The 20,951-nt window shown below is 69.5% G+C and carries 16 protein-coding genes and 2 pseudogenes; 11 read left to right on the top strand and 7 right to left on the bottom strand.

Going from position 1 to position 20,951, the window contains the following annotated elements; translation table 11 throughout:
• Positions 1 to 84 precede the first annotated feature (84 nt).
• Complete coding sequence (locus tag ACFWPS_RS44485) at positions 85 to 1,203, bottom strand: hypothetical protein (protein WP_383717302.1); 1,119 nt, start codon at positions 1,201 to 1,203, stop codon at positions 85 to 87.
• Positions 1,204 to 1,322: 119 nt separating this feature from the next.
• Here ACFWPS_RS44485 and ACFWPS_RS44480 point away from each other — a divergent pair, with 119 nt between their 5' ends.
• On the top strand, positions 1,323 to 2,480 hold the full coding sequence (locus ACFWPS_RS44480) for a cystathionine gamma-synthase (RefSeq protein WP_383717298.1): 1,158 nt from the start codon (positions 1,323 to 1,325) through the stop codon (positions 2,478 to 2,480).
• 22 nt (positions 2,481 to 2,502) lie between these two features.
• On the opposite strand, the gene ACFWPS_RS44475 is transcribed toward ACFWPS_RS44480, so the two are convergent.
• From ACFWPS_RS44475 to ACFWPS_RS44465, 3 genes are all read right to left on the bottom strand, one after another.
• A complete protein-coding gene (locus ACFWPS_RS44475; protein ID WP_383717295.1) occupies positions 2,503 to 2,751 on the bottom strand; it encodes a hypothetical protein in 249 nt (82 codons plus the stop codon).
• On the bottom strand, positions 2,748 to 3,254 hold the full coding sequence (locus tag ACFWPS_RS44470; RefSeq protein WP_383717292.1) for a sigma factor-like helix-turn-helix DNA-binding protein: 507 nt from the start codon (positions 3,252 to 3,254) through the stop codon (positions 2,748 to 2,750). Before ACFWPS_RS44470 ends, ACFWPS_RS44475 begins: the two co-directional genes overlap by 4 nt.
• 143 nt (positions 3,255 to 3,397) lie before the next feature.
• Positions 3,398 to 3,892, bottom strand: a complete 495-nt coding sequence (locus ACFWPS_RS44465) for a MarR family winged helix-turn-helix transcriptional regulator (RefSeq protein ID WP_383717354.1) — start codon at positions 3,890 to 3,892, stop codon at positions 3,398 to 3,400.
• Between the two features lie 169 nt (positions 3,893 to 4,061).
• Between ACFWPS_RS44465 and ilvA the strand changes: the two genes are divergently transcribed.
• The 3 genes from ilvA to ACFWPS_RS44450 all read left to right on the top strand — a co-directional run bounded on the left by ilvA (position 4,062) and on the right by ACFWPS_RS44450 (position 7,378).
• Positions 4,062 to 5,291 (top strand): threonine ammonia-lyase, encoded by a 1,230-nt coding sequence (ilvA, locus tag ACFWPS_RS44460; RefSeq protein WP_383717289.1) that lies wholly within the window; start codon positions 4,062 to 4,064, stop codon positions 5,289 to 5,291.
• 273 nt (positions 5,292 to 5,564) lie between these two features.
• Positions 5,565 to 6,581, top strand: a complete 1,017-nt coding sequence (locus ACFWPS_RS44455; RefSeq protein WP_383717286.1) for an ATP-binding cassette domain-containing protein — start codon at positions 5,565 to 5,567, stop codon at positions 6,579 to 6,581.
• 17 nt (positions 6,582 to 6,598) lie between these two features.
• A complete protein-coding gene (locus ACFWPS_RS44450) occupies positions 6,599 to 7,378 on the top strand; it encodes an ABC transporter permease (protein ID WP_383717351.1) in 780 nt (259 codons plus the stop codon).
• Between the two features lie 762 nt (positions 7,379 to 8,140).
• Here the strand turns inward: ACFWPS_RS44450 and ACFWPS_RS44445 are convergent.
• The gene (locus ACFWPS_RS44445) at positions 8,141 to 9,661 is read right to left on the bottom strand and encodes a lysyl oxidase family protein (RefSeq protein ID WP_383717283.1); all 1,521 of its coding nucleotides are present in this window, start codon (positions 9,659 to 9,661) and stop codon (positions 8,141 to 8,143) included.
• A 1,543-nt stretch (positions 9,662 to 11,204) separates the two neighbouring features.
• Between ACFWPS_RS44445 and ltrA the strand changes: the two genes are divergently transcribed.
• From ltrA to ACFWPS_RS44420, 5 genes and pseudogenes are all read left to right on the top strand, one after another.
• Entirely contained in the window at positions 11,205 to 13,001 is a 1,797-nt protein-coding gene (gene ltrA / locus ACFWPS_RS44440) for a group II intron reverse transcriptase/maturase (RefSeq protein ID WP_383717280.1), read from the top strand.
• 54 nt (positions 13,002 to 13,055) lie between these two features.
• A pseudogene (locus tag ACFWPS_RS44435) lies at positions 13,056 to 13,474 on the top strand (transposase); the annotation flags it as partial.
• Positions 13,475 to 13,479: 5 nt separating this feature from the next.
• Positions 13,480 to 13,635: pseudogene (locus tag ACFWPS_RS44430) on the top strand (ABC transporter permease); the annotation flags it as partial.
• A gap of 334 nt (positions 13,636 to 13,969) precedes the next feature.
• The gene (locus ACFWPS_RS44425; protein ID WP_383717277.1) at positions 13,970 to 14,305 is read left to right on the top strand and encodes a CU044_2847 family protein; all 336 of its coding nucleotides are present in this window, start codon (positions 13,970 to 13,972) and stop codon (positions 14,303 to 14,305) included.
• A gap of 13 nt (positions 14,306 to 14,318) precedes the next feature.
• Positions 14,319 to 18,479, top strand: coding sequence for a trypsin-like peptidase domain-containing protein (locus ACFWPS_RS44420; RefSeq protein ID WP_383717274.1), 4,161 nt, complete (start codon positions 14,319 to 14,321; stop codon positions 18,477 to 18,479).
• A 73-nt stretch (positions 18,480 to 18,552) separates the two neighbouring features.
• Here ACFWPS_RS44420 and greA read toward each other — a convergent pair whose 3' ends face one another.
• Both greA and ACFWPS_RS44410 read right to left on the bottom strand, forming a co-directional pair.
• Positions 18,553 to 19,053, bottom strand: a complete 501-nt coding sequence (gene greA, locus ACFWPS_RS44415) for a transcription elongation factor GreA (RefSeq protein WP_383717271.1) — start codon at positions 19,051 to 19,053, stop codon at positions 18,553 to 18,555.
• A gap of 168 nt (positions 19,054 to 19,221) precedes the next feature.
• Complete coding sequence (locus ACFWPS_RS44410) at positions 19,222 to 19,620, bottom strand: DUF4307 domain-containing protein (RefSeq protein WP_383717268.1); 399 nt, start codon at positions 19,618 to 19,620, stop codon at positions 19,222 to 19,224.
• Between the two features lie 105 nt (positions 19,621 to 19,725).
• Between ACFWPS_RS44410 and mca the strand changes: the two genes are divergently transcribed.
• On the top strand, positions 19,726 to 20,607 hold the full coding sequence (gene mca / locus ACFWPS_RS44405) for a mycothiol conjugate amidase Mca (protein ID WP_383717265.1): 882 nt from the start codon (positions 19,726 to 19,728) through the stop codon (positions 20,605 to 20,607).
• Positions 20,600 to 20,830, top strand: a complete 231-nt coding sequence (locus ACFWPS_RS44400) for a hypothetical protein (RefSeq protein ID WP_383717262.1) — start codon at positions 20,600 to 20,602, stop codon at positions 20,828 to 20,830. The genes mca and ACFWPS_RS44400 overlap by 8 nt, the downstream gene beginning before the upstream one ends.
• Positions 20,831 to 20,951: the final 121 nt, after the last annotated feature.

Here is a 20,951-nt window from a genome sequence, read left to right as displayed (position 1 = left end):
TGCCCCGTAAGGGGCGCGGGGAACTGCGCGACCAGCCCCCACTCACCCGCAGCCGACACACGACGTGTCTTTTTGTCGGCCCCCTCAGCTGTGCAGCGTCGCCGGGCTCCCGCCGTTCGCCTCGTACCCCGCCACCGCCAGCGCACGGTAGAGGGCGAACTCGGCGGCCGGGTTCGCGGACAGCGTCCACGGCAGGGCCCCCACATGCCCGTCGACGCGTATCAGCTCGCCCATGGCCTCCGCCCAGCGCTCCGAACGCACCAGGAAGAAGACCAGCAGATGACGGACGTGCGCGAGCATCGGATCGTCCTGGCGCGCCGAGTGCACCGCGTGCAGGGCGCCGTGGACGGCCTTGGTGACGACCTCGCTCTGGTAGAAGCTCACCACCAGGTTCACCTCGGGCAGGTGCTCGAAGACCGCGAACAGCGGCATCGCGGCCAGCAGCGAGCCCTGCGGGGCGCGGGCGGCGGCGGCCTCGGCGAAGGAGTACGCCAGCTCGCGCGAGCCGTGCCACTTCTCGCACCAGTAGTGCAGCGCCGCCAGATGCGCCCCCATGTGCGCGGGCGCGCGGTCCAGGATCCTCAGCCACAGCTGCTCGAACTCGGACTGCGAGTAGTTCAGCCCCCGCGCCACCGACAGCTCGATCACGTACGGCACCGGGTCCCCGGGGGAGAGCAGCGCCGCCTGCCCGCAGGCGTCCCTGGCCTCCTCCATGATGATCCGGAAGTCGTCGGTGCCCGGCGTCGACGTCCGCCACGCCTGCTGGACCAGGAACTCCGCGTGTACGGCCGCGCCGCCGGCGTCCTTGGGCTGCTCGGCCCGCCAGACCCGCAGCCACTGCCCGCCCGGCGTCTCACTGACCCCGCCCGGCCGCTCCCTGAGCTCCAGCGCCGCCGCGCCGGCGAAGGCCTGCACGCGCTGCCAGCGCAGCTCGCCCGCGATCTCCGTGCCCGCGAGCAGCTGCGAGGCCGCCCGGTAGTCCTGGGTGTGCTGCACGACGTCGAGGACGTCCAGCAGGTCCTGGTCGGGGCCCGGCATGCGGATGTCCAGGTCCTCCTCGCGCACGAAGCCGTAGTCCGCCGGGTCGGCGGCGTCCGGGTGGCCCGGGTGCACCTGCTCGATCATGCCGCGCCGCCGCCGCAGGACGGGGAGCAGCGCGAAGCTCAGCAGGAGCGCCGCCATCAGGGCCCAGAGAATCGCCATGCGTCAAGCGAACCAGACTGCGCCGACAATTGGCCAACCGGTGCCCTGACCTGTGGACAACCGCTGCCCCGGCCTGTGGACGACGCACGGGGGCCATCGGAGCACTAGGCTCGTCAACCATGAGCGAAAGGCACCACATCAGTCAGCACTTCGAGACGCTCGCCATCCACGCGGGCAACACGGCGGACCCCCTCACCGGTGCGGTCGTACCGCCGATCTACCAGGTCTCGACCTACAAGCAGGACGGCGTCGGCGGCCTGCGCGGCGGCTACGAGTACAGCCGTAGCGCCAACCCCACCAGGACCGCCCTAGAGGAGAACCTCGCCGCCCTGGAAGGCGGCCGGCGCGGCCTCGCGTTCGCGTCCGGGCTGGCGGCCGAGGACGCCCTGCTGCGCACGCTGCTCAGCCCCGGTGACCACGTGGTCATCCCGAACGACGCCTACGGCGGCACGTTCCGGCTGTTCGCGAAGGTCGTCTCCCGGTGGGGCGTGGAGTGGTCCGTGGCCGACACCAGCGACCCGTCCGCCGTGCGTGCCGCGATCACCCCGAAGACCAAGGCGGTCTGGGTGGAGACCCCCTCCAACCCGCTGCTCGGCATCACCGACATCGCCGCCGTCGCCCAGGTCGCCCACGACGCGGGTGCCCGGCTGGTCGTCGACAACACCTTCGCCACGCCCTACCTCCAGCAGCCGCTCTCACTCGGCGCGGACGTCGTCGTGCACTCGCTGACGAAGTACATGGGCGGTCACTCGGACGTGGTCGGCGGCGCGCTGATCGTGTCGGACCAGACGCTCGGCGAGGAGCTGGCCTACCACCAGAACGCGATGGGCGCGGTCGCCGGACCGTTCGACTCGTGGCTGGTACTGCGCGGCACCAAGACGCTCGCGGTGCGCATGGACCGGCACAGCGAGAACGCCACGAAGATCGCCGACATGCTGAGCCGGCACGCGCGCGTGACGCGGGTCCTGTACCCGGGCCTGCCCGAGCACCCGGGGCACGAGACCGCCGCCAAGCAGATGAAGGCGTTCGGCGGCATGGTGTCCTTCCAGGTGACGGGCGGCGAGGAAGCGGCCGTCGAGGTCTGCAACCGCGCGAAGGTGTTCACTCTCGGCGAGTCCCTGGGCGGCGTCGAGTCCCTGATCGAGCACCCGGGGCGGATGACGCACGCCTCGGCGGCCGGTTCCGCCCTGGAGGTGCCCGCCGACCTGGTGCGCCTGTCCGTGGGCATCGAGAACGTCGACGACCTGCTGGAAGACCTCCAGCAGGCGCTCGGCTAGTCCGGTCGGTCTACCCGCCGGCTCACCAGCCGACGATGGGCGGAGTCGTCGTGGACGGCGGCTCCACCCACGGATGCACCGTCGCCGCCCAGACCGTGAACGCCACCGCAGCCGCGCACAGCAGCAGCCACAGCAGGCGGCGGGCCCTGCGCCGGCGCCGCAGCATCCGGCCGCCCCGGCGCAGGACCTCGCCGTAGAGGTCGGGCGGTACCCGGGGCGGCGCCTGCTCCATGAGCCGCCGGGCCGCGGCCTCGCGTTCGACGCGGTTCACGACGGTGCCACCTTCGCCCCCAGCACCGCTGGTGCCGCCTTGCGCGGCGGATGCAGCAGGGTGGCCGTCGCCCGGTCGCAGAGGGCGTGCACGCGTTCCGTCGGCAGACCGAGCAGCGCCGCCGTCTGCTCCTCGGCGACCCCCTCGTACAGCCGTAGCACCAGGACCAGGCGTTCACGGGGCGTGAGCACGGCGAGGGCGCTGCGGGGGTGCGGGCGGGTGCGGCTGAGCGGGCCGCCGTACTGGTGCCACGCGGAGTTCGCGAAGCGCATAGCGAGGTACTGACGGGCCCGGTCGTACGGATCCTCGCCGCGCAGCCGGTCCCAGCACGCGTACGTGTGCGCGAGCGCGAGGGTCAGCAGGCGTCGCGCGCGGGGGTTGGCGTCCGGCGCCTCGGCGGTCAGCAGGGTGGCGGCATGCAGCAGCCGTCCTGCCGCGCCCGCGACGAACGCCTCGAACTCCCGGGCCCGGCGGGCGTCCTGCAACACCTGCCGATCGCGCACCGTGCCTCCCCGACCCTGGGGCCCCGGACACGGGTACGACGGGGCCCGGTCTCATATGAGGCCAGGGGCGGGCCCACGGTCAAGAGCCGCGCGGCACACGCGCGTGGCGGATGCGGACGGTCAGGAGGCCGACATGCGGACGGTCAGGAGGCCGACGGGGCGTCCGTGCCCGGCGGCACGGCCATCCGCGCGGACAGCGCGGTGTTGAAGCGGGTGAGCAGCGCGCAGAACGTCTCGCGCTCCTCCGGCTCCCAGTCCTGCGTCAACTCCGCCATCAACTGGCGCCGGGACGAACGTACTTCCTCCAGCCGCGACAGCCCGCGCGGGGACAGCTGGAGCACCACGGCCCGGCCGTCCTCGGGGTGCGAGGTGCGCTTGACGAGCCCGGTGTCGACCAGCGGAGCCACCTGCCGGGTGACCGTGGACGAGTCGATCCCCATGCTCGCGGCGAGTGCCTTGACCCCCATGGGGCCTTCCTTGTCCAGGCGGTTGAGCAGCAGATACGCGGCGCGGTCCATGGAGTTGCGTACCTGCCCGACGCCGCCCAGCCGGGTCTGTTCGGCACGGCGGGCGAACACCGCCACCTCGTGCTGCAGCGTGTCGAGGAGACCGCTGTCACCGACGGTCGTCATGTCCATCGACATTTCAGGTGTTGTGGGCATGGCGGGGAGCTCACTTCATGAAAGGAGTGCTGATGTGGGGGACAGAGTACGCGGACAGGGGGCGAGCCGTACCGGCGCTGCGCAAACCGGTCTCGGAGCTTGGTCACACCCGCGCCTTCGGCCTGTGAACTGCGAGACTTGAGTCATGAGCTACAGCACGGCTGACTCCTTGCGCCCCGTCACCCTCGACGACGTACGCGGCGCCCAGAAGATGCTCACGGGCGTGGCGCGGGCGACCGCGATGGAGAGCAGCAGGCACCTGTCCCAGCTGGTCGGCTCGCCGGTGCACCTCAAGTGCGAGAACCTCCAGCGGACCGGTTCCTTCAAGCTGCGCGGCGCCTACGTCCGGATCGCCGGGCTGCTGCCCGAGGAACGCGCCGCCGGAGTCGTGGCCGCGAGCGCCGGGAATCACGCGCAGGGCGTGGCGCTGGCCTCGGCGCTGCTCGGTGTGCACGCGACGGTGTACATGCCCAAGGGCGCCCCGCTGCCCAAGATCAGCGCCACCCGGGACTACGGCGCGGAGGTGCGGCTGCACGGTCAGGTGGTCGACGAGACGCTGGCCGCCGCCCAGGAGTACGCGACCGAGACGGGTGCGGTGTTCATCCACCCCTTCGACCACCCGGACATCATCGCCGGTCAGGGCACGGTCGGGCTGGAGATCCTGGACCAGTGCCCCGAGGTGGGCACGATCGTCGTCGGTGTCGGCGGCGGCGGTCTCGCGGCCGGGATCGCGGTCGCCGTCAAGGCGGTCAGGCCGGACGTGCGGATCGTCGGCGTCCAGGCGGAGGGTGCGGCCGCGTATCCGCCCTCGCTGGCTGCCGGGCGCCCGGTCACGGTGGCGAACCCGGCGACGATGGCCGACGGCATCAAGGTCGGACGGCCGGGTGACGTGCCGTTCGCGATCATCGAGGAACTGGTCGACGAGGTCCGCACGGTCAGCGAGGACCAGCTGTCCGCCGCGCTGCTGCTGTGCCTGGAGCGGGCCAAGATGGTGGTGGAACCGGCCGGGGCCAGCCCGGTCGCGGCGCTGCTGGGCGAGCCCGGCGCCTTCCCCGGACCCGTCGTCGCCGTGCTGTCCGGCGGCAACGTCGACCCGGTGCTGCTGCAGCGGGTGCTGCGGCACGGCATGGCCGCGCAGGGCCGTTACCTGGCCGTACGGTTGCGGCTGACCGACCGTCCCGGTGCCCTCGCCACGCTCCTCGGGGTGTTGTCGGTGGCGGACGCCAACGTCCTCGACGTGGGCCATGTCAGGACCGACCCCCGGCTCGGACTCACCGAGGCGGAGGTGGAGCTGCTCCTGGAGACCAAGGGCCCGGAGCACTGCGTCGAGGTCCAGCAGGCTCTGCGCGAGGCCGGTTACACGGTCATCGACTGAGCGGCGGCGGGGGCAGCCGTACCGCCGACGGTGCTCTGGGCTCCGGCTCCAGCCCCCGGCTCCCGCTCGCGGCGGTGAACGTCCAGGTCAGCCACCGTTCATTCACTCGTTCGGGAAAATCCGTCGACGGACGCGATACATCGCGTTATGGTGTGTCGCGTGGTCACGGCTGCCCCTGCCCCGTCCGCCGTCGCACCGGCGGAAAACCATAGGCGCGCCGAGGGCCGCATATCTACTCTTTCTCGCAGAATCCTCGACGACGTGGAGACCCATATGCCAGGCGCCATCTATGCCGAAGGCCTGGTCAAGACCTTCGGTGACGTAAGGGCTTTGGACGGCGTCGACCTCGACGTCCCCGAAGGCACGGTCCTCGGACTGCTCGGTCCGAACGGCGCGGGCAAGACGACGGCCGTCCGCTGCCTGACGACCCTGCTCCGCCCCGACAGCGGCAGGGCCGTCGTCGCCGGGATAGACGTGCTCAAGCAGCCGGACGCCGTACGCCGCTCCATCGGCCTGTCCGGACAGTTCGCGGCGGTCGACGAGTACCTCACCGGCCGCGAGAACCTGCAGATGGTCGGCCAGCTCTACCAGATGCGGGCCAAGCAGGCGAAGGCCCGCGCGGTCGAACTGCTGGAGCAGTTCAACCTCACCGACGCCGCCGACCGCCCCACCAAGACCTACTCCGGCGGCATGCGCCGCCGCCTCGACCTCGCCGCCGCCCTCGTCGTCTCCCCGCCGGTCATGTTCATGGACGAGCCGACCACCGGCCTCGACCCCCGCAACCGCCAGCAGCTGTGGGAGGTCATCCAGCAACTGGTCTCCGGCGGCACGACCCTGCTGCTCACCACCCAGTACCTGGAAGAGGCGGACCACCTTGCCCACGACATCGCGGTCGTCGACCACGGCAAGGTCATCGCCCAGGGCACCTCCGACGAGCTAAAGGCCCGCACCGGCGGCGAGCGCGTCGAGGTCGTGGTGCACGAGCGCGAGCACATCCGGACCGCTGCCGAGGTGCTGCGCGGCTTCGGCAAGGGCGACACCACCGTCGAGGATCACACCCGCAGGCTCACCGTGCCCGTCACCGGCGGCGCCAAGCTGCTCGCCGAGGTCATCCGCGAGCTGGACTCCCGGGGCATCGAGATCGACGACATCGCCCTGCGCCGTCCCACCCTCGACGACGTCTTCCTGTCCCTGACCGGACACGTGGCCGAGGAGAAGCCCGAGGGCAACGGCGAAAAGGGCCGTAAGAAGGACACCCGCAAGGACGCCCGCAAGGAGGCCGTGAAGTGAGTGCCGTGAACGACTCCATGGTCGTGGCCCGCAGAAACTTGATTCGCATGGGCCGGATTCCCGAGATGCTGATCTTCGGGCTGATCCAGCCCATCATGTTCGTGGTGCTGTTCACCTATGTGTTCGGCGGCTCGATCCAGGTCGGCTCGTCCAGCTCCACCCAGTCCTACCGCGAGTTCCTGATGGCCGGCATCTTCGCCCAGACCGTCACGTTCGCCACGGCGGGCGCCGGCGCGGGCATCGCCGACGACATGCACAAGGGCCTGATCGACCGCTTCCGCTCCCTACCTATGGCCCGCGGTGCGGTCCTGACCGGACGCACCCTCGCCGACCTGGTCCAGACGGCACTCACCCTCGTCGTCCTGGCCGTCGTCGCGGTGATAGTCGGCTGGCGCACGCACGAGAACTTCGGCAAGGTACTCGCCGGCTTCGCCCTGCTCCTGCTGCTCGGCTACGCGTTCTCCTGGATCGGCGCACTCATCGGCCTGACCGTACGCACTCCCGAGGCGGCGACCTCAGGCGGTCTGATCTGGCTGTTCCCGCTGACCTTCATCTCCAACGCATTCGTGGACGCGAACCACCTGCCGACCTTCCTGCGCCACATCGCGGAGTGGAACCCGTTCAGCGCCACCGTGCAGGCGTGCCGCGAACTGTTCGGCAACCTCCCGCCGGGCTTCAACGCATCCAACGCCTGGCCCATGCAGCATCCGGTCTGGGCCTCGCTGATCTGGTCGATCGTGATCATCCTGGCCTTCCGGACGCTGGCGGTCCGTAAGTACCGTCGGGCGGCTGGCTGAGCAGGGCTCTCTCAACTGCGGGGGGTGCGTCCGGCGATGGATACGACCATACAAATCGGCCCGACCGGTAAGAAGTTGCTGCCTCTTACGGTCAAGGACACCGCTCCGTCGCCGGCTTCGAGCGGTCACACCCACTGAGGTGAGCGAGGCACTCGATCGGGTGGTTGAGGCGCTGGCAGGGGGAAACGAGGAGAAGGCGGCTGCGGTGAGCCTTCCGCCTTCTTGCCCACCGTTGCCGTCGGTTGCCTTCCGGACGCCGCAGCCGGGTCCTGCACAGGCCTCGCAGACTGCCTCAGAGGTGGCCTCCGAAGTGCCCGTCTGCGGCCGCTCACATTGCTGGTAGCCACGGGCTGCCGTATCGGTCGAGCGCCATCTACCGGGCCGAGCGTTACCACCAGCAGTACCTTTCGAGCAGCAAAAACCCGGGTGGGTGCTGCGGGTTGGGCGGGACGGAGGTCAAGCCCAGGTACCCCGTACGACTTCGTGGCCAATTCGGGCTAAACGTGGCGGCAACTGCCGCCGTTCTTCGGCCCTGCATGGCTCAGCGTCTCCCGTCGCTTCGCCCAATGGAGCCGGGGGCGCCTGGGCCCGACTGCATCGCGTCCTCCTCGACGAGCTCGGTGCGCCAGGCGAATTCCCGTGAGAGGCAAAGTGCATCGCGAAATCATGGGTCCGTTGCGGAGCGGCGGACACGCGTCGTGCCGTACGACCGGCGTCCTGCCGGTGAGCGGGCGGAGGCGTCTGCCTCCGCCCGCCGGGTGATCAGGGAGCGTCGATGAGGCCGTACTTCGGCACGGTCACCGTGCGGGCGCCCGGTGTGCCGCCGAGGACGACCTTGCGGTACGTGACGTTGTTGGCCGTGCTCTGCTCCTTGAGCCGGTTGTCCGGGTTGGCGATGACCTGGATGTAGTAGGTGCCGTTCGGCAGGTCCGTGACGTCGAAGGACTGACCGGGCCGGTACTGGCTGTAGGTGTCGCCGTTGCCGACGTCGAGCACCTCGCGCACCGAGACGGCGGTTTCCTCACCGCAGGCGGTGGCGAGGTCGGTGTTGTACGGGTGCCAGTTGGCGTTCTTCACCGTGTAGTCGATGGCGTCGGTGTTGGCCAGGCAGAACGCCTCCTTGCCGCTGCGGACGATCTCCCTCTTGTCCGCGCCGAGCAGCCGGTAGCTGGCGAAGTCGCTGAAGTGCCAGTGCTGGTGGCCCTCCCGCGGGTCCCACTCCATGGTGCCGGTGGGTGTGTACCCGACCTGCTTGCCCTTGGCGTCGTAGAAGTACTGGTACGCGTCCATCTTCTCCGCGCCGGGCTTGCGGAACCCGTCCACGACCAGCGGCGAGGGGCCACCGTTCCAGACGGTGGCGCTGAAGGCGAGGTAGTCCTTGCCGGCGACGGCACCCGCTCCGCCCTCGGCCCCGTCGGTGATCGCGATGCCGTACGCGGGGAGGGCACGCAGGTCGGGCTTGGGCATGTCGGCGGCGACGGCCGCCTTGCCGACCGGGCGTTTGGCGGCCGGCTTCGGGCTCTTCGACGCGCTCTTCTGCCCGCGTTCGGCGCCGGCCAGACCCTGGCCTCCGCCGGAGTCCTGCTGGCGGACCGTCACCTTGATGGTCTGCGTCTTGTCCGGTATTCCGAACAGGTCGCGATACTTCTTCGCCACCGAAACCTTCGCGGTGTAGACGCCGGCCGGCAGGTCGATCGTGTCGTCCCCACGGAAGCCCTGGGACGTGGCGGCCGCCCAGCCCTTCTCGACACCCCACACCCCGCCGAGCGCGAACGCGTTGTCGGAGCAACCGTCGGGGTACTTCGAGGTGGCCGGGGCGTCCGGCCGGATCCGGCCCGCCCGGTTGTTCGGGCAGAACGACTGCGTGGTGTCGACCTTCTTCGCGCCCGATTCGTCGCTGATGCTGACCTTGAGGAAGCCCGGCAGCCCCGAGAAGTCCTTCACCAGGCCCTTCGGCAGCGTCTTGGTCACCGTCCGGCCGCCGGAGCGGATCACCTGCGACGCGACGACGGGGTCGTTGTAGGACTTGCGCGTCACCCGCAGCTCGAACGGTCCCCCGTCGACCGTGATGTAGGTGCCGAGGTCCAGGTAGAGCCCCGGCTCGCCTTCCCATCGGTCGACGGTCACCGCGGGGGTAGCGGCGATCAGTTGGAGCTTCGGCGTGCCCGCCGGTGTCGCCGCTCCCGCGCCGGGTGCGGCGAGGGTTCCGGCGGCGCCGACGGTGAGGGCGGCAGCGGCGATGACCGCCGAACGCCGTAAGGCATTGGGGTGGTGTCTGGTCATGGGTGCTCTTTCTGCGTCTGGTCGGGACGAGTCGTGCACGTCTTGCAGGCACGGAAGGAGGTGCTTGTGTGCCATCTGTGAAAAGGGTAAGAAGTCGACGCAGGTTGCCTGGCGACCGGAAGTCGCCCTGAATGTCGGCTCGTTGCCGCCGTCGACTCGGTGATCGACGACCGCCTGCCGCTCGGCCGGACCGAAGAAAACACGCAGACCGATGCGCGGGTTCTGCGCCGACGGATCGCTCACCGGGCAGTGAGCACCCGCCGGCACGTGCACAGGACGCGCTCTCGGGCTCAGGGCGCTGCACGAGAGGCGCCGACAGCGCCGTCTGCGAGGGCTGGGGTCGTTCAACGGCTCATGACGGACTCTGTCGTCCATCGGACGCCCTGATGGGTCACGAGCGGATCCCGCTCGCCGCACCCGTCCCGCGCTTCTTGTGGACGGTCCCCGCGGCGCGGATTGTTCTTCCTGGCGCTCGCCGACGGCCAGGGCCGGTTGCTGTGGCTGTCCGCGCCCCGTTCGGGGCTGCGACGTGACCCCGCTCGCCCATGAGATCCACTCCCTCGCCAGCAGTGGCGACCTGACCTCCGCGGCCCGGCTGCCGCCACAGGAACGCCCGTATCCCGCTGGAGACGGGTCACTTGCCCACCTCCTGGGGTGACGGACCAGCCCGGCAAACGGCAGCCGATGAGGCACACGGCAGCACAGGCTCGCCGGCACGGGCGTGTCCTGCCCCATCGGCGTGGCCAAGGCGGAAGGCTGGCCCTCTCCCAAGCCATTGACCGCGCCATGGTCCGGCAGGTGATCGAGAAAGCAGAAAGTGCCCCTGAGCTGCAACGATAGGGCTTGCTGAGGGTCCTGTACGTGGTAGCGGAAGAGGCACTTCCCAGGTGAAGGTGCGACACGAGGTCGCGTGTGTTGAGTGGGCTCTCTCGGAGAGGAGGTCGGCGATGGCGTCGGCGACAGAGTAGCCCCGGGTCAGTGTCCGATGACCTGTCCCCACCCGGACATGCGTCGCTGGTAACGGCGGGGTGTGAAGCTCCGGGCACAAGCCCAAGTGCCCTCGTTCCACCCGAGGGCAACAGGCAAGGGGAAGACCGGACGGGTGAACAACCGTGAACCCTCGATGACGTCTCGTGAGAGAAAGCCCCGCCGGTGGGAAGCGACAGCGGGGTACAGGGCAGGCCGCTGGAACGCGGCAGGCGCCGGGCGGATGCTTCACGCCACCCGGGAGGACACCGCCGCCCCGGGATATAGAGGGCACCCAACCCGGTCGCAGCTCAGACACGCGGAACGTGGAAACCCCGACGGAAGCCGCCCGTCCAGACCGGACGGGCGGTGGGCCGACCGCGAGGAAGGCTGACGTTTCCGGCGGGAAAGGACGGCTCAAGAAGCGAAGGCCGGCACGCCGAAAGGCCGGAGGAAACCAAGGCAGTTACGGGCGGTGGACTCTCCGCCGCCGCTTTGGCCAACTCGCCGGATACGGACCGATGTCCGAGTCCGAAAGGACGCTGACGTGAGCCGGGTGAGCCTGTGAGGAGGGACGATGACAGCAGCGACAGCACCGAAGGACAAGTTGGACGCCCCGGCCGGGGTGAACGGACCGGAGGGCGGCTTCGTGGACTGGCCCGGCATCGACTGGGACCAGGCGGAGAAAGACGTACGCCGTCTGCGCCAACGCATCTTCACGGCATCGAAGGAAGGGGACCTGGCGAAGGTCAGGAACCTGCAGAAGTTGATGCTCCGGAGCCTGAGCAACACGCTGGTCAGCGTGCGGCGGGTGACGGAGGTCAACGCCGGACGCAAGACGGCGGGGATCGACGATCAGGTCGTACTCACCGCCTCGGGCAAGTCGGAACTGGTGCGCTTCATCCAGCAGCGCGGCAGTAACTGGCAGGCCCGCGCGGTCCGGCGGGTGTTCATCCCGAAGGCGGGAGGACGCAAGCGGCGCCCGCTCGGCATCCCCGTCATCGTCGACCGGGCTCATCAGGCCCGTGTGTCGGCGGCGCTGGAACCTGAGTGGGAGGCCCGGTTCGAGGCGAGGTCGTACGGCTTCCGTCCGGGCCGGGGCTGCCATGACGCGATCGGGGTCATCTTCAATACGCTCAGCGGCAAGAACCCGCAGCGCGTGTGGATCCTGGACGCGGACCTGGCGGCGGCATTCGACCGCATCGATCACGACCAGCTTCTGGCCGGGCTCGGCACTTTCCCTGCCCGGGGACTGGTCCGGCAATGGCTGAAGGCCGGGGTCGTGGAACGCGGGAGGTTCACACCGACCGAGGAGGGAACTCCCCAGGGCGGTGTGATCAGCCCCGTGCTGCTGAATATCGCTCTGCATGGGATGGAGATGGCTGCGGGCGTGCGGTATCACCCTCCGGGCCGACGGGCCGGAGAGATCATGCCGAACGCTCCTGTGCTGGTCAGATACGCTGACGACCTCGTGGCGATGTGCCACAGCCGCGCTGCGGCTGAGCAGGTCAAGGCACGGCTTGCCGAGTGGCTCGCGCCCCGGGGGCTGGTCTTCAACGAGGACAAGACACACATCGTCCACGCGGAAACCGGCTTCGACTTCCTCGGGTTCAACGTGCGCCGCTACCAAAGCGGAAAGCTGCTGATCAAGCCCAGCAAAGCGGCCGTCAAGCGGATCCGGGGCAGACTGCGGGAGGAAATCCGGGCCCTTCGCGGTGCGGAGCCTGCGGCAGTACTGCGGACGCTCAATCCGATCGTTCGCGGATGGGCGGCCTACTACCGGACGGTGGTGTCCAAAGAGGTCTTCGCCTCGCTGGACGCCTACCTGTGGCAGCTCACCTACCGGTGGGCGCTGCCCAGGCACCCGAAGAAGCCGAGGCGCTGGATCATGAGGCGGTACTTCGGCCGCTTCAACCCTGCACGTCAGGACAATTGGGTGTTCGGTGACCGCGACAGCGGCGCCTACCTGGTCCGGTTCGCCTGGACGAAAATCATCCGGCATCAGCTGGTCAAGGGCGGGGCGTCCCCGGACGACCCTGCTCTGGCCGACTACTGGGCCGACCGCCGTCGCAAGGGCGCCCCACTGCCGCTGGACCGGGCCACCATGCGTCTACTGAAGACGCAAACGGGCCGCTGCCATCGGTGCGGGCAACTGCTCCTGCACGCAGATCGGTCCCCGCAGTCCCCAAGGGAGTGGGAGCAGTGGCTCCGCACCACCCGGAAAGCGATCAAGACCCAACACATCGCTTACCAAGGGACGAAGACGCCGGATGGGGTTCAGCTCCGCCTCACCCACGCCTCATGCCGTCAACGCCCATACACGGACGGCCGCGAGGAAACCCTGCACACCGGAGAGCCTTTGGGGCTTGCTTGAGCCGTATGCGCGGATGACGTGCACGTACGGTTCTGAGGGGGCCGGGGTCCAGCAATGGACTCCGGCTACCCGACAAGATGTAGAGGGTCCTGCCCGCGTGTCCGTGTCGAGGGCGGCGGTCGCGGGGTGGTTGCCCAGGCCGGCTCGGTGCTGCTGGTCGAGACGGTCCGCAAGCCCGGTCTGGACACCGCGATATCGGCGGCTCTCACGCCGTGGCGCAGGCCTCGGGCCGTGCACGGTCCGGGCAAGATCCTGCTGGATGTGGCCCTGGCCGTCGCACTCGGCGGGGACTGTCTGGCCGACGTCGGCATGCTGCGGGCCAGCCGGTTGTGTTCGGCCCGGTGGCCTCCGATCCGACGGTTCCCCGTCTCGTCGACGCTCTCGCCGCGTCCGGCCCGAAGGCTCGCGCTGCGATCCGGGCCGCACGTTCCGAAGTGCGGACGCGGGTCTGGAAGCTGGCCGGGGCCTACGCAACCAGCAGGCCTGCCGGGTGCTCTTCGGCAACCCCGGCCGGTCCCTGTCGGGTGCCTGGCCGATGCAGCACCCGGTGTGGGCGTCGCTGATCCACTCGGTCCTGATCATCGCCATGTTCCGGACGCTGGCGGTCCGCAAGTACCGCCGGGCCGCGGGCTGATCGCTGTAGGACCTGGCAGCCTGGCTTCGGTTCTGCCGGCGGCGAGGAGGTGTCCCGCCAAGTTCCGGACCGCATCCTGAATCTGGCGGGGAGTCGGATCGGTGTCGTGGCGACGCTGGTCGAGTCTCTTGGCCGCCTCTCTTCCCGGGTGCTGTCGCACGGCACCGGGCCGGCGCCCGGAATTCAGCGAAATGTTTCAGTGTCAACTTTTCTGTGCCGATGGAGAGTTCCCCTCCGCCGCCGTTTGCCACCGAAGCGAGAAGGGGAGAAACTGGTGGAAAGCGGAGAAAACCTCCCCAGCTGATTTACCTGACTCCCCGAAGTAGGAGGACCCTTGGTACAGCTGGCACGCATTGCCTTGGAGGACGGCTGCTCCATCCTGGTCGAAGCCCCTGTCATGGGAGACGGACCGGTGAAGGCAGGCCGGATCGGCGATGTGGTGCGCGATCTGCCGGAGAGCCTGCAGGAGGCCCTGAGTTCGGTCAGCCGGGCAGCGCGTACCGCGCTCGACGAACTGCGCAAGGCGGCCCCCGACGAGATCACGGTCGAATTCGGTGTCGACCTCGCGGTGGAGGCCGGAGCCGTGATCACCAAGAGCAGCGCCAACAGTCATCTGAAGGTCGCCATGACCTGGAAGAGCGCTCCCGGTCATTCCGACGGGAGTGATTGAGTGGGTTGATCCCATGAGTGTCGACGACACGGGCGAGAACCACGTCCCCTTGTCGGGACTGTGGAACGCGGTGGCGCAGATCCTGGGTTCCGCCGACGAGCAGATCACCGGAGCCGGTTTTCTGGTCGCCGAGGACCTCCTGGTCACCTGCGCACACGTGGCGGAGGCTGCCGGAGTCGGGCCTGGGCAGCAGGTCGCACTGAGCTTCCCCCATGCGGACGGCGCCCGCCGGGTCGAGGGCCTGGTCCTGGAGGGACCCTGGCGGCCTCCCGAGGACGAAGACGTGGCCATGATCCGGCTGAGCCGCATGCCGGCCGGTGTGCACCCGCTGCCACTGGGCCCCGCGGACGGCTGCAGCGGCCACCGGGTGCGCTCGTTCGGGTTCCCCGCTCAGGCTCCGCCCGGCGGCCACTTCGGTTACGGCACCGCCGGCGATCTGCTGCCGACCACGGTGAGCAGCCCCGGTCATCTGCAGTTGACGGCCGCGAACGACCTGACCACCGGATTCAGCGGCGGTCCGGTCATGGACGAGGTCACCGGCCTGGTGGTCGGCATGCTGACCGAGATCACCGTCCCGGACGCCTACGAGCGCGGCCAGGACATCGCCTACGTCACCCCGACGCAGACCCTGCGCCGGATCTGCCCGGAACTGACCCTTCAGGACGTGTGCCCCTACCGAGGACTGGAGCCGTTCACCGCGGAACACGCCCGGTGGTACGAGGGCCGCTCGGACGCGGTGCGCCAGGTGTTGACGAACCTGCAGCGGCACCATGTGACATTGCTTCTCGGGCCGTCCGGCTCGGGCAAGTCCTCGCTCGTGCAGGCCGGCGTCCTCCCCAAGCTGGCCGCGGGCGCGCTCCCGGGAAGCGACAGGTGGCTGCCGGTGGTCACTCGTCCGGGGCTGGATCTGCTGGCAGAACTGGAACGTGCGGGGCTGCCGGGTGCCGCCGATGACGGGATCGCGGAGGCCGTCACGCGCAAACTGGCGGCCGAGCCCGCGGTGGAACGCATCGTGCTGGTCATCGACCAGTTCGAGGAACTCCTCACGCTGCCCTCCACCGATGGGCGCATGGAACGCCGTCTGGCCGCGACAGACCAGATCACCACGGCAGTGAGATCGCGCGCCAAGCTGAGCGTGATCCTGGCCATGCGCGACGACTTCTACCCGCAACAGGCGGCCCTGGCACCCAAGCTGCTGGAAGCCGCGGTACCCGGCCTCCTCAACATCCCCCACACCCTCAGCGAGCAGGATCTGTGCGACATCATCACCCGGCCGGCGGAGGCGGCGGGCGGACGCCTGGAGCACGGACTGCCCGAGCAGATCATCGCCGACGTGCTGGCCATCACCCCGGAGGCGGCCGCCACCAAGCGGGCACCGGTCACCGTACTGCCGCTGCTGGAACTGGCGCTGAGCCAGCTGTGGCAGCGTCGCGACGAGGGATACCTCACCCACGACGCCTACCGGCGCATCGGCGGAGTCACCGGCAGCCTGACCACCTGGTGCGACACCGCCCTGGAACAACTTCCCGCCGGGCAACGCCCCGTGGCACAGCGCATGCTCACCTCGCTGGTGCGCCCCGCCGACCCCGAACACAACATCCCCGCCATCCGGGAACAGGTCCCGCTGCAGGAACTGCGCGAGTTGGCGGCCGACCCCCACGACGCGTCACAGGGCGGCGAGACCGTCGACGAGGTCCTGGCCGCCCTCGTCCGGCATCGCATCATCACCAGCTACACGCCGCAGATCTCCGACCCCGCCGAGACGGGCTCGGCACAGCCCGTGGCCGAACTGATCCACGACGCACTGATCCGCGACTGGCCCGCTCTGCGCGACTGGGTGGCCCAGGACCACCGGTTCCGCGAATGGTTCGAACGCACCCGTCACCAGCGCACCCGCTGGGCCCAGAGCAACGATCCCGCAGATCTGCTCAGAGGAACGGCCCTCGCGGAAGGCCTCGAATGGGCACAGCAACGTCCTGTGCCGGAAGACATGGCCGCCTTCCTCACGGCCGGCAAGCACCAGCAGCAGGCGACCATCCGGCGCAGCAGACGGCTCAACGCCATCCTCGCGTCCCTGCTCGTCCTGGTCCTCGTCGCGGCCGGAGGAGCCATCTGGCAGCGGCAGACGGCGATCGCCGAACGGCAGCAGGCACTGTCCCGGGAACTGGCCATGGAGTCCGGCGAACTCATCGACACCCAGCCCGACCGTGCCGCGCTCCTGGCCGTCGGCGCCTACCGCACAGACGCCACTCGCGAAGCGATCGGAAGCCTCGCCAAAGCCGCGGAACTTCCGCTCAAGCGATCCCTCCTCGACCGCACCGGCCGGGTGTACGGCGTGGCGTTCAGCCCGGACGGCCGCACCCTGGCCACGGGCGGCACCGGCCAGTCGGTGCGGCTGTGGGATGCGGCCACCGGTACGAACCGCTCCACGCTGAAGGGCAGCACCGACTGGGTGGACGCGGTGGCGTTCAGCCCCGACAGCCGTACTGTGGCAGGCAGTGCCGGCGACGGAACCGTGCGGCTGTGGGATGCGGCCACCGGCAGGATGAGCACGACCCTCAAGGGCCACACCGACGCGGTGGGGTCGGTGGTGTTCAGTCCGGACGGCCGCACTGTCGCCACCGGCAGCGACGACCACACTGTGCGGTTGTGGGACACGGCTACCGGCGCCCCGCGCGCCGTCCTCAAGGGCCACACCAACCTGGTGGAGTCGGTGGCGTTCAGTCCGGACGGCCGCACCCTCGCCTCCGGCAGCGACGACCACACCGTGCGGTTGTGGGACACGGCTACGGGCGCTCCACGCGCCGTCCTCAAGGGCCATACAGACGTGGTGGAGTCGGTGGCGTTCAGTCCGGACGGCCGAAGCCTCGCCTCCGGCAGCGACGACGACTCCGTGCTGGTGTGGGACGCGGCCACGGGAACGAGCCGTACCACGCTGACTGGATTTGACGACCGGGTGGACTCCGTCACGTTCAGTCCGGACGGCCGCCTTCTCGCTGCCGGCAGCGCCGACAGCACGGTGCGGTTGTGGAACGCGGACACAGGCAAGGTCCGCTCCGTCTTCAGAGGCCACACCGACGCGGTGGAGTCGGTGGCGTTCAGTCCGGACGGCCACACCCTCGCCTCCGGCAGCGACGACCGCACAGCACGGCTGTGGAACATCGTTCCGGCAGAGAGCCGAGCCACGTTGACCGGTCATACGGACGCCGTGCAGTCGGTGGCGTTCAGCCCGGACGGCCGCTTGCTCGCCACCGGCGGTGCCGACGGCACAGTGCGGTTGTGGGACGTCGCCACTCGCAGGACGAGAGCCACGCTGACCGGGCATGCGGACATTGTGGAGTCGCTGGCGTTCAGTCCGGACGGCCACACCCTCGCCTCCGGCAGTTTCGACAGAACCGTGCGGCTGTGGGACGTGGCCACGGGAGGAACGCGGGCGACTCTGACCGGCCATACGGACAAGGTGTATGCGGTGGCGTTCTCTCCGGACGGTCGCACCCTGGCCTCGGTCGGCTTGGACAGCACCATGCGGCTGTGGGACGTGGCGGCCAAGAAGGACATGGGTGCCGTCTTCTCCTCGGACAACGCGCTCGGGGCGGTGGCGTTCAGCCCGGACGGCCGCACCCTTGCCGTCGGCGGCCTCAATGACAACGTGTGGTTGTGGGACGTGGCCACAAGGAAGCTTCGCTCCACCCTCGCCGGGCATACCGGCCCGGTGTATGCCGTGGCGTTCAGCCCGGACGGCCAAACTCTCGCCTCCGGCAGCGCCGACCGCACCGTGCGGCTGTGGGACGCGGCCACAGGGACGCTTCGCTCCACCCTCGCCGGGCATACCGGCCCGGTGGATGCGGTGGCGTTCTCTCCGAATGGCCGCGCCCTGGTCTCCGGCAGCTACGATCACTCCGTGCGGCTGTGGGACGTGTCCACCGGCACGGTCCGGTCCGTCCTCAACGGGCATACCGGGCCGGTGCGTGCGGTGGCGTCGAGCCCGGACGGCCACGCTCTCGCCTCCGGCGGCGACGACCGCACCGTCCGGCTGTGGGATGTCACCGTGCCCCCGCCCGACCTTCTGATACAGAAGATCTGCCGCGCCGTCGACCGTGACCTGACCGCACAGGAGCGCTCGCAGTACCTCCCGGACCACTCGTCCGGCCGCATATGTCCCGTCAGGCACTAGGAGTGCTTTGTGACGCACGGCACGACAAGGCCCCCGGCGTCCCGCGGACGCCGGGGGCAGGTGTCTGTGCGCGTCAGCCCGAGTAGGGCTCGGCCTTCAGGATCTTCACCGAGGCCTTCTTGCCGTTGGGCAGCTCGTACTCCGCGTTCTCGCCCACCTTGTGGCCGATCACCCCGGTGCCCAGGGGCGACTGCGGGGAGTAGGTCTCGACGTCGGCGCTGGCGTACTCGCGGGAGGCGAGGAGGAAGGTCATGGTGTCGTCCTCGTCACCGTCGAAGGCGATCGTCACCACCATGCCGGGCGCGACCGCGCCGTCCGCCGACGCCGGGGCCTCGCCGACCTTGGCGGTCTCCAGGAGCTGGGTCAGCTGGCGCACCCGGAGCTCCTGCTTGCCCTGCTCCTCCTTGGCCGCGTGGTACCCGCCGTTCTCGCGCAGGTCGCCCTCCTCGCGCGCGGCCGCGATCTTGGCGACGACCTCGGCGCGCGCGGGACCAGACAGGTACTCCAGCTCGGCCTTGAGCTGGTTGTACGCCTCCTGGGTCAGCCAGGTGACGTTCTCGCTGGTCTGGGTCACAGGTGCTCCTCGTAGGTACTGGGAATACAAAGCATCGCCCTACCCAGAAGCATGTTCCTTCACGGAAGGGCGAAACCACGAGCCTAACAATTCAACGGCGGAAGGGGGAGGACATAAGCCATCAGAATTACGTCAACGCAGGTCAGAGCCTACGTATTGTGGCTGACGTCAGTCGGCGTGGCAGCCGAGCAGCTCCGCCGTGGTGCCCCGGGCCGTCGTACGGAGCGTGACCACCCTGTCGATCTCGGTCGCGGAACCCGTGAAGTGGAAGTCCGCCCGGCCCACCTCGGAGCCGTCCGCCGCCTGGGAGCGCAGTGTGCAGTAACCGGAGGCGCCGGAGTCCTTGTGGACCTCCAGATGCACCTTGACCGCGTCGGCCGAGGCGTCGAAGGTGACGACCTGGGCGCTGATCTTGTTCTGCACCACATAGTGGTAGGCCCAGTAGCCGACCAGGACGAGCAGCAGCGCGCCCAGCAGGGCGCCGGCGACCTTGAGCTTGCGGTCGGCGCGCTCGTCCGAGGCGCTGCCGTAGCGGCCCTCGGGCAGCCGCGTGCTCGCGGTACTCATGATCGTCCTCCGGACCCCGGAATTATTCGCCCCCCGATTCGGTCACTATAGAAGCCGCCGATTGCCCCCGAGCTACCGGGGCGCCGACTTACCAAGGATTGAGTCTTGACTGACCAGCTGCGACTGATGGCCGTCCACGCCCACCCCGACGACGAGTCGAGCAAGGGCGCGGCCACCATGGCGAAGTACGTGTCCGAGGGGGTGGACGTGCTGGTCGTGACCTGCACGGGCGGGGAGCGCGGCTCCATCCTCAATCCCAAGCTGCAGGGCGACAAGTACATCGAGGAGCACATCCACGAGGTACGCAAGAAGGAGATGGACGAGGCCCGCGAGATCCTCGGCGTCAAGCAGGAGTGGCTCGGCTTCGTCGACTCCGGCCTGCCCGAGGGCGACCCGCTGCCGCCGCTGCCCGAGGGCTGCTTCGCCCTGGAGGACGTCGACAAGGCGGCCGGCGAGCTGGTGCGCAAGATCCGCGCGTTCCGCCCGCAGGTGATCACCACCTACGACGAGAACGGCGGCTACCCGCACCCCGACCACATCATGACCCACAAGATCTCGATGGTGGCCTTCGAGGGCGCGGCGGACGCCGAGAAGTACCCCGAGGCCGAGTTCGGGCCGGTCTTCCAGTCGCAGAAGCTGTACTACAACCAGGGCTTCAACCGCCCGCGCACCGAGGCGCTGCACAACGCCATGCTGGAGCGCGGCCTGGAGTCGCCGTACGGGGACTGGCTGAAGCGGTGGAGCGAGTTCGAGCGCACCGAGCGCACCCTGACCACGCACATCCCGTGCGCGGACTTCTTCGAGATCCGTGACAAGGCCCTGATCGCGCACGCCACGCAGATCGACCCGGACGGCGGCTGGTTCAAGGTGCCGATGGACCTCCAGAAGGAGGTCTGGCCGACCGAGGAGTACGAGCTGGCGAAGTCCCTCGTCGATACCTCCCTCCCCGAGGACGACCTCTTTGCGGGCATCCGCGACAATGCCTGACATGAGCGCAAGCCTGGCACTGACGCACCTCGTCCCCCTGGCCAAGGAGGTCGACGAGAACAAGGTCACCCCCGGAGTCCTCGGCTTCATCGTCTTCGCGGTGATGGCCGTCGCGGTCTGGGGCCTGATGAAGTCCATGAACAAGCACATGCAGAAGGTCGACTTCAAGGAGTCCGCCCAGAGCGGGGCGGACTCCGCGGCACCGGCCGACCGCAAGGGCTGACCGGCGTCACGCCCCGGCCGGTACCGGCACGCCCATCACCTCGCGGGCGTGGGGGGGGGGGGGGCGGCGGCCGCGCCCCCCCCCCGCCCCCCCCCCCACTACTCGGTCAGCCGGTCGCGGC

Source organism: Streptomyces sp. NPDC058457 (assembly GCF_042720695.1).
Taxonomy (GTDB): domain Bacteria; phylum Actinomycetota; class Actinomycetes; order Streptomycetales; family Streptomycetaceae; genus Streptomyces.
Note: the sequence above shows the minus strand (reverse complement) of the source record. Positions and strands in the feature narration are given on the sequence as shown.

What these genes read in the sequence shown, in the direction of transcription:
- ACFWPS_RS44485 (WP_383717302.1), bottom strand. Translation starts at nt 1,203, where the DNA reads ATGGCGATTCTCTGGGCCCTGATGGCGGCGCTCCTGCTGAGCTTCGCG.
- ACFWPS_RS44400 (WP_383717262.1), top strand. Translation starts at nt 20,600, where the DNA reads ATGCCTGACATGAGCGCAAGCCTGGCACTGACGCACCTCGTCCCCCTG.
- ltrA (WP_383717280.1), top strand. Translation starts at nt 11,205, where the DNA reads ATGACAGCAGCGACAGCACCGAAGGACAAGTTGGACGCCCCGGCCGGG.
- ACFWPS_RS44480 (WP_383717298.1), top strand. Translation starts at nt 1,323, where the DNA reads ATGAGCGAAAGGCACCACATCAGTCAGCACTTCGAGACGCTCGCCATC.
- ACFWPS_RS44445 (WP_383717283.1), bottom strand. Translation starts at nt 9,661, where the DNA reads ATGACCAGACACCACCCCAATGCCTTACGGCGTTCGGCGGTCATCGCC.
- ACFWPS_RS44450 (WP_383717351.1), top strand. Translation starts at nt 6,599, where the DNA reads ATGGTCGTGGCCCGCAGAAACTTGATTCGCATGGGCCGGATTCCCGAG.
- ACFWPS_RS44420 (WP_383717274.1), top strand. Translation starts at nt 14,319, where the DNA reads ATGAGTGTCGACGACACGGGCGAGAACCACGTCCCCTTGTCGGGACTG.
- ACFWPS_RS44410 (WP_383717268.1), bottom strand. Translation starts at nt 19,620, where the DNA reads ATGAGTACCGCGAGCACGCGGCTGCCCGAGGGCCGCTACGGCAGCGCC.
- ilvA (WP_383717289.1), top strand. Translation starts at nt 4,062, where the DNA reads ATGAGCTACAGCACGGCTGACTCCTTGCGCCCCGTCACCCTCGACGAC.
- ACFWPS_RS44455 (WP_383717286.1), top strand. Translation starts at nt 5,565, where the DNA reads ATGCCAGGCGCCATCTATGCCGAAGGCCTGGTCAAGACCTTCGGTGAC.
- ACFWPS_RS44465 (WP_383717354.1), bottom strand. Translation starts at nt 3,892, where the DNA reads ATGGACATGACGACCGTCGGTGACAGCGGTCTCCTCGACACGCTGCAG.